14 protein-coding genes are annotated in these 14,425 nt (G+C 72.2%); 12 read left to right on the forward strand and 2 right to left on the reverse strand.

The window, feature by feature from the left end:
* The first annotated feature begins 42 nt into the window (after positions 1–42).
* The 9 genes from trpS to CLV37_RS16190 all read left to right on the forward strand — a co-directional run bounded on the left by trpS (position 43) and on the right by CLV37_RS16190 (position 9,010).
* Complete coding sequence (gene trpS, locus CLV37_RS16150) at positions 43–1,095, forward strand: tryptophan--tRNA ligase (RefSeq protein ID WP_106212231.1); 1,053 nt, start codon at positions 43–45, stop codon at positions 1,093–1,095.
* Positions 1,092–1,619 carry a 2'-5' RNA ligase family protein gene (locus tag CLV37_RS16155; protein WP_106212233.1) on the forward strand — a complete coding sequence of 176 codons (528 nt, stop codon included), beginning with the start codon at positions 1,092–1,094 and terminating at the stop codon, positions 1,617–1,619. Before trpS ends, CLV37_RS16155 begins: the two co-directional genes overlap by 4 nt.
* A gap of 15 nt (positions 1,620–1,634) precedes the next feature.
* The gene (locus CLV37_RS16160) at positions 1,635–2,705 is read left to right on the forward strand and encodes a YihY/virulence factor BrkB family protein (RefSeq protein ID WP_170127307.1); all 1,071 of its coding nucleotides are present in this window, start codon (positions 1,635–1,637) and stop codon (positions 2,703–2,705) included.
* Positions 2,706–2,746: 41 nt separating this feature from the next.
* Positions 2,747–2,995, forward strand: coding sequence for an SCO4848 family membrane protein (locus CLV37_RS16165; protein ID WP_106212237.1), 249 nt, complete (start codon positions 2,747–2,749; stop codon positions 2,993–2,995).
* 36 nt (positions 2,996–3,031) lie between these two features.
* On the forward strand, positions 3,032–4,048 hold the full coding sequence (locus tag CLV37_RS16170; protein WP_106212239.1) for a LacI family DNA-binding transcriptional regulator: 1,017 nt from the start codon (positions 3,032–3,034) through the stop codon (positions 4,046–4,048).
* A 147-nt stretch (positions 4,049–4,195) separates the two neighbouring features.
* Entirely contained in the window at positions 4,196–5,548 is a 1,353-nt protein-coding gene (locus CLV37_RS16175) for an ABC transporter substrate-binding protein (protein WP_106212241.1), read from the forward strand.
* 78 nt (positions 5,549–5,626) lie between these two features.
* A complete protein-coding gene (locus CLV37_RS16180) occupies positions 5,627–6,604 on the forward strand; it encodes a carbohydrate ABC transporter permease (protein ID WP_106212243.1) in 978 nt (325 codons plus the stop codon).
* The gene (locus CLV37_RS16185; protein WP_106212245.1) at positions 6,601–7,494 is read left to right on the forward strand and encodes a carbohydrate ABC transporter permease; all 894 of its coding nucleotides are present in this window, start codon (positions 6,601–6,603) and stop codon (positions 7,492–7,494) included. Before CLV37_RS16180 ends, CLV37_RS16185 begins: the two co-directional genes overlap by 4 nt.
* Before the next feature lie 25 nt (positions 7,495–7,519).
* On the forward strand, positions 7,520–9,010 hold the full coding sequence (locus tag CLV37_RS16190) for a GH1 family beta-glucosidase (protein ID WP_106212247.1): 1,491 nt from the start codon (positions 7,520–7,522) through the stop codon (positions 9,008–9,010).
* On the opposite strand, the gene CLV37_RS16195 is transcribed toward CLV37_RS16190, so the two are convergent.
* Positions 9,000–9,623, reverse strand: coding sequence for an MBL fold metallo-hydrolase (locus CLV37_RS16195; RefSeq protein ID WP_106212249.1), 624 nt, complete (start codon positions 9,621–9,623; stop codon positions 9,000–9,002). The genes CLV37_RS16190 and CLV37_RS16195 overlap by 11 nt on opposite strands.
* Positions 9,624–9,679: 56 nt before the next feature.
* On the opposite strand from CLV37_RS16195, the gene CLV37_RS16200 reads away from it, so the two are divergent.
* From CLV37_RS16200 to CLV37_RS16210, 3 genes are all read left to right on the forward strand, one after another.
* Positions 9,680–10,180 carry a MarR family winged helix-turn-helix transcriptional regulator gene (locus tag CLV37_RS16200; protein ID WP_106212251.1) on the forward strand — a complete coding sequence of 167 codons (501 nt, stop codon included), beginning with the start codon at positions 9,680–9,682 and terminating at the stop codon, positions 10,178–10,180.
* An 89-nt stretch (positions 10,181–10,269) separates the two neighbouring features.
* Positions 10,270–11,532: a formaldehyde dehydrogenase, glutathione-independent gene (gene fdhA, locus CLV37_RS16205; RefSeq protein ID WP_106212253.1), complete on the forward strand. Its 1,263-nt coding sequence runs from the start codon at positions 10,270–10,272 to the stop codon at positions 11,530–11,532.
* Positions 11,533–11,612: 80 nt separating this feature from the next.
* Positions 11,613–12,632, forward strand: coding sequence for a TauD/TfdA family dioxygenase (locus tag CLV37_RS16210; RefSeq protein WP_245885439.1), 1,020 nt, complete (start codon positions 11,613–11,615; stop codon positions 12,630–12,632).
* A gap of 133 nt (positions 12,633–12,765) precedes the next feature.
* Here the strand turns inward: CLV37_RS16210 and CLV37_RS16215 are convergent, their stop codons facing one another.
* Positions 12,766–14,421 (reverse strand): ABC1 kinase family protein, encoded by a 1,656-nt coding sequence (locus tag CLV37_RS16215; RefSeq protein ID WP_106212257.1) that lies wholly within the window; start codon positions 14,419–14,421, stop codon positions 12,766–12,768.
* Between the last annotated feature and the right edge of the window lie 4 nt (positions 14,422–14,425).

Genomic DNA, 14,425 nt, shown 5'->3' on the forward strand with positions numbered 1-14,425 from the left:
CCGGGGGACGGGGCCGTCGAGCGCGACTGGCAGGATGGAGGCATGTCGGTGCAGGCAGCTCACACGGTCACCAGCTCGGGGCGTCCTCGCCTGCTGTCGGGCATGCAGCCCACCTCCGGGTCGCTGCACCTCGGCAACTACCTCGGCGCGCTGAAGCAGTGGGTGGCCCTGCAGGACACCCACGAGGCGCTGTACTGCGTCGTCGACCTGCACGCCCTCGAAGCGGGACCCGACCCGGCCGAGCTGCGCGAGCGGTCCCGCTGGACCGCCGCGCAGTACATCGCCGCGGGCATCGACCCCGAGCGCTCGGCGCTGTTCGTCCAGAGCCACGTCCCCGCCCACGCCCAGCTCGCCTGGGTGCTGAACTGCATCACCGGCTTCGGCGAGGCCAGCCGGATGACGCAGTTCAAGGACAAGTCCGCCAAGCGGGGCACCGACTCCATCACCGTCGGGCTGTTCACCTACCCGGTCCTCATGGCCGCCGACATCCTGCTCTACCAGGCCGCCGAGGTCCCCGTCGGCGAGGACCAGCGCCAGCACCTGGAGCTGACCCGCAACCTCGCGCAGCGGTTCAACTCCCGCTTCGGCGACACCTTCGTCGTGCCCGAGCCCTTCATCCCGAAGGAGACGGCGAAGATCTTCGACCTGCAGGACCCGACGGCCAAGATGAGCAAGTCCTCCTCCTCGCCCAACGGCATCGTCGACGTCATGGACGACCCGAAGGTCACGGCCAAGAAGATCCGCTCGGCCGTCACCGACACCGGCCGCGAGGTCCTGTTCGACCCGGTGGACAAGGCCGGCGTCTCCAACCTGCTGTCCATCCACTCCGCCCTGTCCGGTCGCACGATCGCCCAGCTCGAGGCCGACTTCGCCGGCCGCGGCTACGGGGACCTGAAGAAGGAGCTCGCCGAGGTCGTCACCGACGCCCTGGGCCCGGTCCGCACGCGGGCCACCGAGCTGATGGCCGACCCCGGCGCCCTCGACGAGCTGCTGGCCCGCGGGGCCGACCGCGCGAACGAGATCGCCGAGCAGACCCTGGCGACGGTCTACGACAAGGTCGGTCTCGTCGCCCGGCCCGCGGGACGGGGCCGGTGACGTCAGAACGGGTCCAGGTCATCGGGGTCTCGATCCCGGTGCCGGACCCGCACGCCGCCGAGCTCACGGCGTGGCGCGAGGAGTTCGGCGACCCCCTGGCGCGCAGCATCCCGCCGCACATCACCCTGCTGCCGCCGTTCGAGCTCGCGTGCGCCGACCTGGACGCCGCCCGCGAGCACCTGGAGGCCACGGCCGCCGCCGGTGCGCCCTTCGACGTGCACCTGCGCGGGACGGCGACGTTCCGCCCCGTCTCGCCCGTGGTCTTCGTCCAGCTCGTGCGCGGGATCTCCGAGTGCGAGCTGCTGCAGGCCGCGATCCGCACCGGCCCGCTGCGCGCCGACCTCAACTTCCCGTTCCACCCGCACGTCACCGTCGCCCACGACGTGGCCGAGCCGTCCCTGGACCGCGCCGAGCTCGTGTTGCGGGACTGGGAGGCGACCTTCACCGTGAAGGGGTTCAGCCTCTACGAGCACGGCGCCGACGGCGTCTGGCGGCCACGGGAGGACTTCACCTTCCTGCAGTGAGGGGTGTGGCCCGACGTGAGCGGCGCGGTCGACCAGGCGAAGAGCGCGGTCAGCACCGTGCAGCGGACGTTCCCGGCCCGGGTCTACAAGCGGTACGGGGACGCGCGCGGCAACGTGCTCGCCGGCGGCATCGCGTACTTCGCCTTCTTCTCCGTCTTCCCGGCGCTGGCCCTGGCCCTGACCGTCATCGGGCTGGTGATGAACGGGGTGCCCGAGTTCCGGGACTTCATCACCTCCAACCTCGTCAGCGGGCTCAACAGCTACCTGCCGGGCCTGATCCACGAGGGGTCCTCGAAGGCCGTCGAGGCGGCGGGCGACCAGCCCAAGGGCCTCTACATCGACGACTACCTCTCCGGCGGCGCCCTGACCTGGGGCCTGGTCATCTCCGCGGTGACGTTCGTGTTCACGGGCCTGGGCTGGATCGACGGCATGCGCCAGGGCGTCCGCGCGATCTACGGCGAGGACACCGGCGGCGGCAACTTCCTCGTCGTCAAGCTGCGCGACCTCGGCGGCATGGTGATCATCGGCTCCGGCGTCCTGCTCTCGGTCGTCTCGGTGCTCGCCACCAACGGCGCGGGCGGCGCGCTGCTGGACCTGCTCGGCTTCGAGCCGTCCACGTGGTCGCGCTGGCTGCTGGCGGTCCTGGGCTTCGTCGTGGCCCTGGCCATCGACACCCTGACGTTCCTGGCCGTCTTCCGCTTCCTGCCCGGGGCCGACCTGCCGGTCCGCGACCTGCTGCAGGGCGCGGTCGTCGGGGGCGTCGGCATCGGGCTGCTCAAGCAGTTCGGCACGGCCATCGCCGGGCGCAGCGCCTCGGGCAACGCCTTCCTCGGCGCGGCGGCGACGTTCGTCGTCCTCCTGGTCCTCATGCAGCTCATCGCCCGGCTGGTGCTGCTCGCCGCGGCGTGGGCCGCGACCCGCGCCGAGGACTCCGGCTCGCTCGCCCCCGACCTCATGGCGGCGGCGCGGCTGCTGCCCCCGCTGGGGCCGGAGGAACCCGCCGACCACAAGGGTCGCGTGCCGTTCGTCTCGGGGCTCGTCCTCGGGGTCGTGGGAGCGCTGGCGCTGCGGCGGGGGCGGCGCTGACCGCGCGCGGCGGTACCCCGGCGGGCTGAGAGACTGGACGGGTGCGCCTGTCCAAGCCCGTGAGCTGGTTCCTCGTCCTGTTCGGCGTGTGGAGCTGGTTCATCTGGCCGAACTTCCTGCGCAACATCTGGAACGACCCGCGCTCCTTCGACCACGGCGCCCAGCCGTTCTTCCTCGTCCACCTCGTGCTGGTGGTCGTGAGCCTGGTGCTGGGGACGGCCATCGCCGTCATCGGCGTCCGCGGGCTGCGCGGTCTGCGAGGATCGGCGCGCCGCCCCGGCGGCGACTGACACCGCCCGACCAGCCAGCGACCAGCGGGAGACACCGTGCCGAGCCCGAGCGCGCCGACCCTGAGCTCCGTCGCCGAGCGGGCGGGGGTGTCGCGGGCCACGGCCGGACGGGTGCTCGCCGGGTACGGCAGGGTCAGCGACGCGGCGCGCGACGCAGTCCTGCGGGCCGCCTCGGAACTGGCCTACGTCCCCAACCAGGCGGCCCGCTCGCTGGTGACCCGGCGTGCCGGGTCGGTGGCCCTGGTCGTCGTCGAGCCCGTCGAGCGGTTCTTCGCCGACTCCTACTTCCCGCTGGTCCTCAGCGGGGCCCAGTCCCAGCTCGCCGAGCGGGAGGTCCAGCTCGTCCTGGTCGTCCTGTCGACCGAGCGCGAGCGCGAGCGGTTCGAGCGCTACGCCCGCGGCGGGCACGTCGACGGGGCGATCATGGTCTCGGTGCACGGGCCGGACCCGCTGCCGCAGCACCTGCGCGACGCGGGCATCCCCGTGGTGCTGTCCGGGCGCCCCTACGACGAGGCCAGCACGGTGCCGTTCGTCTCGGCCGACAACGTCGGCGGGGCCCGGACCGCGACCCGCCACCTGCTGGAGCGCGGCTGCCGGCGGGTGGTGACGGTCGCCGGGCCGATGGACATGCGGGTGGGGCAGGAGCGCCTGGACGGTTTCCGCGCCGAGCTGCGGGGCCAGCGCCGCCGGTACGGCGCGGGGCTGGCCGAGGTGGGCGACTTCACGGTGGACGGTGGGAGGGCCGCGACGCTGACCCTGCTGGAGCGCTGGCCCGACCTGGACGGGGTCTTCGCGGCGAACGACCTCATGGCCGCGGGGGCCCTGCAGGCGCTGTCGGCGGCCGGCCGATCCGTGCCGGGGCAGGTCCGCGTGGTGGGTTTCGACGACGCCCCGCTGGCGGCGGCCGCGACCCCGCCCCTGACGACGGTGCGCCAGCCGGTGGTCGCCATGGGGCGCGAGCTGGCGCGCATGGTGCTCGCCCTGGTCGACGGGGCCGCGCAGGTCGAGGACGTCGTCGTCCCGACGGAACTCGTCGAACGAGCCACCTCCTGAGGCGTTGACACGGGTACGCGCCCAGGTCCACTCTGTGAACACCCCTTGAGAGCGCTCTCACGATCTGCACCCTGGTGATGAGAGCGCTCTCACGGACCCCCGATCATCGACGATCCGCCGCCCGGCGGGGCCCGAGGAGTTCCAGCCATGCCCATCGAACGGACCACTGAACGGACCGCTGAACGGACCACCGCACGCACCAGGCGCAGCAAGGCCCTCGCTGCCGCCGCGACCACCCTCGTCGGCGCGCTGCTCATCACCTCCTGCAGCACCGCCTCCTCCGGCGCGAACGGCGCCAGCGCCTCCGACGGCAAGACCCACCTGACGGTGAGCCTGTTCGGGACCTTCGGGTACGAGGAGGCCGGTCTGTTCGACGAGTACCAGAAGCAGAACCCCGACGTCACCATCCAGTACGAGTCCACGCAGGGGGAGAGCACCTACTGGCCGGCGCTGCAGACGAAGCTCGCCTCCGGCAACGGCGCGGCCGACGTCCAGGGCATCGAGGTCGGCCGCATCGCCGACGTCGTGGCCAACCAGGGCGACGAGTGGACCGACCTGAAGGGCACCGCCGCGGGGGAGCAGGTCGCGAACTACCCGACGTGGAAGTCCGCCGCCGCCACCACCGAGGACGGCAAGGTCCTGGCCGTCGGCACCGACATCGGCCCCATGGCGCTGTGCTACCGCAGCGACCTGCTCGGACAGGCCGGGTTGCCCACGGACCCCGCGCAGTTGGCCGCGAAGATGGGCAGCTGGGACGACTACCTCGCCCTCGGCCGGGAGTTCAAGGGCAAGGCCGCCGCCGGGACCGCGTGGACCGACTCCGCGGGCGGCCTCTACAACGCGATCATCTCCACGCAGGAGGAGATCTACTACGACGCCTCGGGCAAGCTCGTGTGGAACAGCAACCCGGCGGTGAAGAAGGCGTTCGACACCTCGGCGACCGCGGCGACGGAAGGCCTCACGGCCAAGCTGGACCAGTTCAACGACCCGGCCTGGGACAAGGGTTTCGGCGGTGGTGCGTTCGCCACCATCGCCTGCCCCTCCTGGATGGTCGGCTACATCAAGGGCAAGGCCGGTGACGCCGGTTCGGGCAAGTGGAACATCACCTCGCTGCCCGGCGGGGCCGGTGGGAACTGGGGTGGTTCCTACCTGGGGATCCCCAAGTCCAGCAAGAACACCGAGGCGGCCGCCAAGCTCGTGAAGTGGCTCACCGACCCCGAGCAGCAGGCCAAGGTGTTCGAGGTCGGCGGGAACTTCCCGTCGAACACGAAGGCGTTCGACCTCGTGTCCGGCGCCACCGACGAGTACTTCCAGGGCGCCCCGATCGGCAAGATCTTCTCCGACGCCGCGCAGTCGGCCCCCACGCAGGTCCTGGGTCCGAAGGACGCCGTCGTGAAGACCTCGCTGGTGCAGTCCCTGCTGTCGGTCGAGACCAACGGCGTCTCGCCGGCCGACGCCTGGCAGGCCGCGTCGAAGGACCTCGCCAACCAGATCGGCTGACGCCGTCCCGGGACGGTCGCCGCGCGCGGCCGTCCCGGCCCGGTCACCGAACTCCACCGATCTCGCGAGGAGACCTGCGTGAGCACACCGAGCACGACCGCGCCCCCGGCTCCCGCCGGTCCCCGCGCGACCCCCGCGCCGCACCTGAGCCTGCGGTCGCGGCTGTTCCGCCTCGAGGGCGTCAGCGCTCCCTACGCCTACGTGGCCCCGTTCTTCCTGCTGTTCCTCGCCTTCGGGCTCTTCCCGCTCGTCTACACGATGTGGATCAGCTTCCACCGCTACGAGCTGGGGTCGCAGCCGGAGTGGACGGGGCTGGACAACTACACCTGGCTGTTCTCCAACCCGAAGTTCTACAACGCGCTGCTGAAGACCATCACCATCGGCGTCCTGTCCACCGTCCCGCAGCTGCTGCTGGCCATCGGGCTGGCCCACCTGCTGAACTACCGGATGCGTGCCCGCAACCTGTTCCGCGTCTCGATGATCATGCCGTACGCCACCTCCGTGGCCGCGTCCACCCTCGTGTTCGCGCAGATCTTCGGCCGCGACGGCGGGCTGGCGAACTGGCTGCTGTCCCTCGTCGGGCTCGGCGGGCTGGACTGGCGCAACGGCGACCTGAGCGCGCAGATCGCCATCGCCGTGATCGTCACCTGGCGCTGGACGGGGTACAACGCCCTCATCTACCTGGCCGGGATGCAGTCCATCTCCGCCGACCTGTACGAGGCGGCGGCCCTGGACGGGGCGAACCGCTGGCAGCAGTTCCTGCACGTCACCCTGCCGGGACTGCGCCCCACCATCCTGTTCACGGTCGTGGTCTCGACGATCGGGGCGACGCAGCTGTTCGGTGAACCGCTGCTGTTCGGCGGGGTCAACGGGGGAGCGCTGAACCAGTACCAGACGCTCGGGTTGTTCATGTACCAGCAGGGCTGGGTGTTCGGTTCCCTGGGCCGGGCCGCCACCGTCGCCTGGGTGACGTTCCTGCTCATCGTCGTCCTCGTCCTGGTCAACACCGGCCTGGCCCGCTGGCGCGACCGCGACACCGAAGGAGCCCGCCGATGAGCGCCACCTCCGTCCGCGAGGCCGCCTTGGCCGCGCCGCCTCCCCCCGGGGGGCGCCGCCGCCGCTACCGCGCCCCCGACGCCGCGGGCCCGGCGACGTACGTGCTGCTCGCCGTCACGGCCGTCCTGTTCGTCGTGCCCTTCTACTACATGATCGTGGCCGCCAGCCGGCCCATGGCGGAGATGAACACCTCGCCGCCGCCGTTCCTGCCCGGGCCGTACCTGTGGCAGAACATCACGACCGCCCTGAACCAGCAGGCCATCGGGCTGTCCATCGTGAACTCCCTCGTCGTCTCGGGGATCACCACGGCGGGGACCCTGCTGTTCTGCACTCTCGCCGGTTTTGCGTTCGCCAAGCTGCGGTTCCGCGGCAAGAAGGCGCTGTTCGCCATCACCATCGGGACCCTGATGATCCCGCCGTCCCTGGGCGTCGTGCCGCTGTACAAGCTGATGTCGGACTGGCACCTGGCGGGCCGGCTGGAGTCGGTGATCCTACCGTCCCTGGTCAGCGCGTTCGGGGTGTTCTTCATGCGGCAGTACCTCGTCCAGACGCTGCCCGACGAACTCCTGGAGGCCGCCAAGGTCGACGGGGCGTCCTCGACGCGCACCGTCGTCAGCATCGTGCTGCCCATCGCCCGCCCGGGCATGGCGGTCCTGGGGATGCTGACCTTCATGACGAGCTGGAACGACTTCTTCTGGCCCGTCATCACCCTGAACTCCACGACCCCGACGGTCCAGGTGGCGCTGAACAACCTGGGCAGCGGCTACGTCCCGGACACCTCGATCATCATGGCCGGCACCCTCGTCGGCACCCTGCCCGTCATCGTCGTGTTCCTGCTGCTGGGCCGGCAGATCGTCGGCGGCATCATCGCCGGCGCCGTCAAGGGCTGAGCGCCCCCCTTCCCGAGAGGACCCCGTGACCACCACCGAAGAGAACCCCGCCGTCGAGACCCCCGGCGAGACCGCCGAGGGCGCCGGGGCGCGCCGCTTCCCGCCCGGTTTCGTCTGGGGGACCGCCACCGCCGCCTACCAGGTCGAGGGGGCGGTGGCCGAGGACGGCCGCACCCCCTCGATCTGGGACACCTACAGCCACACCCCCGGCCGCGTCGCGGGCGGGGACACCGGCGACGTCGCCGACGACCACTACCACCGGTTCCGCGAGGACATCGCCCTCATGCAGCGGCTGGGGCTGACCTCCTACCGGTTCTCCGTCGCCTGGCCGCGCATCACCCCGCAGGTGGGCGCGGACGCGCTCGGCCCCGTCAACGAGGCGGGCCTGGCGTTCTACTCCACGCTGGTCGACGAACTGCTGGCCGCCGGGATCGAACCCGCGGTCACGCTCTACCACTGGGACCTGCCGCAGGCCCTGGAGGACGCGGGGGGCTGGACGTCGCGCCGCACCGCCGAGCGGTTCGCCGAGTACGCCGGGGTCGTCGCCGGCGCCTTGGGGGACCGCGTGCGGACGTTCATCACGCTCAACGAGCCGTGGTGCTCGGCCTACCTGGGCTACGCCTCCGGCGTGCACGCCCCCGGGCGCACCGAACCGGCCGCTGCGCTCGCCGCGGTGCACCACCTCAACCTGGCCCACGGGCTGGGAGCGGCGGCGGTCCGCCGGGCGGCACCGGGCGCGCGGGTGGCCCTGACCCTGAACCTGGCGTGGGTGCGCACCGAGGGGGCGCGCAAGAGCGACGCCGACGCGGTGCGCCGCGTCGACGGGTTGCAGAACCGGGTGTTCCTCGACCCGGTCCTGCGGGGCAGCTACCCGGCCGACGTGCTGGCCGACACCGCGGCCGTCACCGACTGGTCCTTCGTGCGCGAAGGCGACCTGGCCCTGATCCACCAGCCGCTGGACGTGCTGGGCGTGAACTACTACAGCCCGACCGTCGTGCGCGCCTGGGACGGCACGTCCCCGCGCGCCGAGGCCGACGGGCACGGGAACAGCGCGCACAGCCCCTGGGTGGCGTGCGCGGACGTCGAGTTCCCCGAACTGCCCGGCGACAAGACGGCGATGGGCTGGAGCGTCGACCCGCGCGGCATGACCGAACTGCTGCTGCGCCTGCACCGCGAGCACCCCGGCCTGGAACTGCTCGTCACCGAGAACGGGGCGGCCTACGACGACGTCGTCGTCGCCGGCCCAGTCACCGGGCAGGTCCACGACGTCGAGCGCACCCGCTACCTGCGCGACCACCTCGCGGCCGTGCTCGACGCCGTGGAGGCCGGGGCCCCCGTGACCGGCTACTACCTGTGGTCCTTCCTGGACAACTTCGAGTGGGGGTACGGGTTCTCCAAGCGGTTCGGCATCGTCCACGTCGACTACGCGACCCAGGAGCGCACCCTGAAGGACAGCGCCCTGTGGTACGCCTCGGTCGTGGGCGCGAACGCGGTGCCGACGGCGCTCAGAGGCTGACGGTGGAGCCGACCGGGACGATCTCCAGCGGCGTCCCGGTCAGCTGCCCGGTGAACTGCGACGTGCTGCCCCGGCCGGTCTCGGAGAGCATGAGGTCGTGGACGGCGATGGCCCGCTGCGGCTTCACGGCGCGCACGAAGTCGACGCCCTCGCCGAGCTTGGCCCACGGCCCGCTCGTGGGCACCAGCAGCGTCCGCACCTCGACGCCGGGGACCTCGTAGGAGTCGCCCGGGTGGTACACGTCGCCGTCGACGAGGAACGCGACGTTCTGCATCGGCGGCAGGTCGGCGTGGATGACGGCGTGCTGCCCGCCGAAGACCGAGACCGCGAAACCGGCCGCGTCGAAGCTGTCGCCGGCGCCGACCGTGCGGACCTGCGGCACCGCGTCGGTGACGCTGGCCGGGCCGAAGACGGGCAGGTCGGGGCGCCGGCCCAGTTCGGCGCGCAGGGCGTCGACGTCGACGTGGTCGGGGTGGTCGTGCGTGAACAGCACCGCGTCGGCCGCGGCGAGCAGCTCGGGGGTGTTCGGCGTGTAGGCACCCGGGTCGATGAGCAGCGACGCGCCGTCCTTGGTCAGGACGACCGTGGCGTGGGTGTGCTTGGTGAGCTCCATGCCGGAACCGTACAGTCGGAACTGTTCAGCTTCCACTGAAGGACTAGGGTGCCGGGATGAGCACCGAGGACCTGGCCCACGACCTGCGTCTCGTCGTCGGGGCGCTCAGCCGCTCGGTCAACGCGCAGAACACCCTGTCGCCCATCCGCTCCGTCGTCCTCGGGACCCTGGCCCGCGAGGGCGCCATGACCAGCTCGGACCTCGCCGCCCGCCGCCGCGTGCGCCCCCAGACGATGGCCGTCACCGTCAAGGAACTCCTCGGCCTGGGCTACCTCACCACCCGCGCCCACCCCGTCGACGGCCGCAAGGTCCTGCTCGACCTCAGCCCCGCGGGGCGGGAGGCGATCGCGGCCGACCGCGCCGGACGCGTCGGGCGCCTCGCCGACGGCCTGCGCGCTCACGTCGGCGCGGGCGACCTCGCCGTGCTCACCGACGCCGTCCACGTCCTCGCCGCCCTCGCCGAGCGACTCGGCGGCCCCCTCGACGAACCCCTCGCCACCGTCCGGCCCACGCCGTGGGACGCGCCGGGGGACGGCTCGGCGGCCCGGGACGACTGATCCCGCCCTTGCGTGCCGGACCCGGGCAGGGTTGGCTGAGCCCCAGTGCACCGACGCCGGTGTCGGTGCCCGTGAGAGGGGTTACCGCCATGTCGACCACCACCTCGTCCGACCTCAGCGGCAGCAGCAGCACGCCCAGCGGGAACCGCGCCGTCGCCTACCTCGGGCCCGGCCGGGTCGAGGTCCAGACCATCGACTACCCGACCTTCGAGCTCAAGGACGGCCCGGGCGTGAACCCGGCCAACGTCGGCCGCAAGGTCGACCACGGCGTCATCCTCAAGCTCGTCGCGACGAACATCTGCGGTTCGGACCAGCACATGGTCCGCGGCCGGACGACCGCCCCGCCGAACCTCGTCCTCGGCCACGAGATCACCGGTGAGATCGTCGAGGTCGGCCGCGACGTGGAATTCCTGAAGGTCGGCGACCTCGTCTCCGTGCCGTTCAACATCGCCTGCGGCCGGTGCCGCAACTGCAAGGAACGCAAGACGGGCATCTGCGAGAACGTGAACCCCGACCGTCCGGGATCGGCGTACGGGTACGTCGACATGGGCGGCTGGGTCGGCGGGCAGGCCGAGTACGTGCTGGTGCCCTACGCGGACTTCAACTGCCTGCGGTTCGCCGACAAGGACCAGGCGATGGAGAAGATCCTCGACCTGACGATGCTCTCGGACATCTTCCCGACGGGTTTCCACGGCGCGGTCACCGCCGGCGTCGGCGTGGGGTCGACGGTGTACGTGGCCGGGGCCGGGCCGGTGGGTCTGGCCGCAGCCGTGGGCGCGCAACTGCTCGGTGCCGCCGTCGTCATCGTCGGCGACCTCAACGCCGAGCGCCTCGAGCGCGCGCGCAGCTTCGGCTGCGAGACCGTCGACGTCTCCAAGGGCGACCCGAAGGACCAGATCGAGCAGATCCTCGGGGTCCCCGAGGTCGACTCCGGGATCGACGCCGTCGGTTTCGAGGCCCGCGGCCACGGGGCGGGGTCGGCGACGGAGGCCCCCGCGACGGTGCTCAACTCGCTCATGGGCATCACCAAGGCCGGCGGGGCGCTGGGCATCCCCGGGCTCTACGTGACCGGCGACCCCGGCGGGGTCGACGAGGCGGCCAAGCGCGGGTCGCTGTCGCTGGACCTGGGGACCGGGTGGGCCAAGTCGCTGTCCTTCACCACCGGTCAGTGCCCGGTCATGAAGTACCACCGGCAGCTCATGATGGCGATCCTGCACGACAAGGTGCAGATCGCGAAGGCCGTCGGGGCGACGCCGATCTCGCTGGACGAGGCCCCCGCCGCGTACGCCGAGTTCGACGCCGGGGCGCCCAAGAAGTTCGTCATCGACCCGCACGGGATGATCAAGCGCTGACAATCTGCCCAGAGCCCGAAGGGTGAGCTGGGCAGACTGCCCATCGTCGACGCGCTACGGTGTGACCCTTGCACGTTGGTGTGCGTCGACGATGGGAGCTGCTCGTGTCCTCGGTGTTCCTCGACTCCTCGGCCGTGGTGCCGACCGTCCGTGAACTGGCGACGGAGGAGCGTTCCGCGCTCGCCGCGCTGGGCTCACGGGTGAGCGCCGACCCCGTGACCGACCCCGAGGCCTTCGGCCGCCAGGCCCGGCTCCTGGCCCGCGAGCTGCCGCAGGGCCTGGCCGAGACCCTGTGGGCCTTCGAGGAACGCGGCTCCGACTCCGGCGTCCTCGTCCTGCGCGGTCTCGACGTCGGCGACCTGCCCCCGACGCCGCCGGACAACACCGGCGGCGTCGGCGGGCGCACCCTGCTCGCCCGGCAGCAGGCCGTCGTCAGCCACGCCCTCGGGCACATGGTCGGCTACGCCGCCGAGGGCCACGGGCACCTGCTGCAGGACATGGTCCCCAACGCCAAGCTCGCCGCGACCCAGCAGTCGCAGGGCTCGCGCGTCGAGCTGGAGGCCCACACCGAGCAGTGCTTCTCCGCGCTGCGCCCCGACTACGTCGTCCTCGGCTGCCTGCGCGGCGACGCCGACGCCGCCACCTACGCCTTCCGCGCCCTCGACCTGCTCGGGCACGTCGACCCGACCGAGGTCATGGAGCTGTTCCGGCCGCTGTGGACGACCCTCGTCGACGAGTCGTTCGCCGACTTCCTCGACACCCGCGAGGTGCGCGGCCCGTTCTCGATCCTGTCCGGCGAGATCGACGACCCGACGATGCTCATCGACCAGGACCTCATGCACGGCATCACCAAGCGCGCCCAGGCGCTGCTGGAGCGGGTGCTGGAGATCTACGTCGCCCACCGGCACGCCGTCGTCCTGCAGCCCGGCGACGTGCTGCTGCTGGACAACCTGCGCGCCATGCACGGACGGTCCCCGTTCACCCCGCGCTTCGACGGCACTGACCGGTTCATCTCCCGCGGTTTCGTCGTGCGCGACCTGCGCCGTTCCCGCTTCGCCCGCCCCGGCGGCGGCCGCGTCGTGCAGGCCAGCTTCTCCTGACGCCCGCCTCCCCGCGCAGCGCACACGAAGGACCCCGGAACAGCGCCTCCCGGGGTCCTTCGTGTGCTTCGGGCCCTCGTGCGCGACCCGCGGGGGTCGAACGTGGGCGTCGCGCGGGACGGCGGGGGAGGGGTCAGCGGCGGCGTCGGTGCCCGCGGGCGGTCCAGCCCAGGTAGCCGGTGAGCGCCGCCAGGGCCGCCCCACCCACCGCGACGACCTTCGTCTCGTGCGGCTTCAGCCGCTCGGGGTCGGTCGAGCCGAGGGTGGCCAGGGCCCCGATCCCCGCCGAGACGACCAGGCCGACGACGAGGCGGTTGCCGATCCGCTCCAGCCGCGCCACGACCGGGTCCAGCTCGTCGGTCCGCAACGAGACGGAGATCCCGTCGCGGTCCAGGACGTCGAGGAGCCGGCCGAGCTGACCGGGCAGCTCGACGCCGAGCTGGGCGACGTCGACCCCCGCCTGCCGCACGCGCTTGGCCAGCACGACCGGGTCGAAGTGCCGCCTGACCAGGCGCCGCGCGTACGGGCCGAGGATGCGCCCGAGCTGGAAGTCCGGGTCCAGGCTCGCCCCGAGCCCCTCGGTCATGACGATCATCTTGACGACGAGGGCCAGGTTGCGCGGCAGCGCCAGGCGGTGCCGGCGCAGGATCTCCAGCACGTCCCGGACGATGTCGCCGACCTTGATGCGCCCCAGGGGCAGGCCCTCGTACGTCTGCAGCAGGTGCGCGCAGTCGGTCGTCAGGCGCACCCGGTCGACGCGGTGCTCGGTGACGCCGATGGTCGCGAACGCCGCCGCGATGCGGGCGGGGTCGCGGCGGTCGAAGGCCGCCAGCAGCATCGCCAGGTGCTCGCGGGACCGTTCGTCGACCTCCCCGACCATCCCGTAGTCGAGCAGCCCGATGCGTCCCGACGGCTCGATGAGGAAGTTCCCCGGGTGCGGGTCGGCGTGGAAGAACCCGTGCTCGAAGACCATGTCCGCCAGCAGCCGCGTCGCGCGCGCGGCCAGGGCCGAGCGGTCGATCCCGTGCTCGGCGAGCCCGGCCTCGTCGCTGATCTTGACGCCGTGCAGGCGTTCCAGCGTGATGACGCGCGACGTCGTCGTCTCCCAGTAGACCCGGGGCACGCGGATGTCGGGGTCGCCGTCGAAGTTGCGCGCGAAGCGCTCGGCGTTGTGCCCCTCGGACAGGTAGTCCAGCTCGGCCCGCAGGGTGTCGGCGAAGTCCGTGGCCAGACCGACGACGTCGTAGTCGGCCGCCACCGACCAGCGGCGCGAGGCCTGGACGGCGAGGGTCCGCAGGATCTCCAGGTCGCCCTCCACCTCCTCGACGACCCCGGGGCGGCGGACCTTGACGACGACCTGCGTGCCGTCCTCGCGCACCGCGGTGTGGGCCTGCCCGATCGAGGCGCTGGCCAGGGGCTCGCGGCTGAAGTGGACGAACAGCTCCTCCGGGTCCGCGCCCAGCTCCTCCTCGACGGCGCTGCGGACGACTTCCCACGGCACGGGGCTCGCGCTGTCCTGGAGCTTCTCCAGCTCGCGCTGGAAGGCGGGGGACAGCAGGTCGGGACGGGTGGAGAGGATCTGCCCGATCTTGACGGCCGTCGGGCCGAGCTCCTCCATGACGAGCCGGACGTGCTCGGCGCGGGTGTGCCGTTCCCGTTCGCGGGGACGACCGAACAGGTCCCAGTCGGTGCGGACCCACCGCTCGAGCCCGAGGGCGTCGATGAAGTACCCCAGACCGTGCCGGGACAGGATCCGGCTGATCTGCAGGTAGCGGTCCTGGTGGCGCATGCGA

The sequence above is a fragment of the Kineococcus rhizosphaerae genome, from assembly GCF_003002055.1.
GTDB lineage: Bacteria > Actinomycetota > Actinomycetes > Actinomycetales > Kineococcaceae > Kineococcus > Kineococcus rhizosphaerae.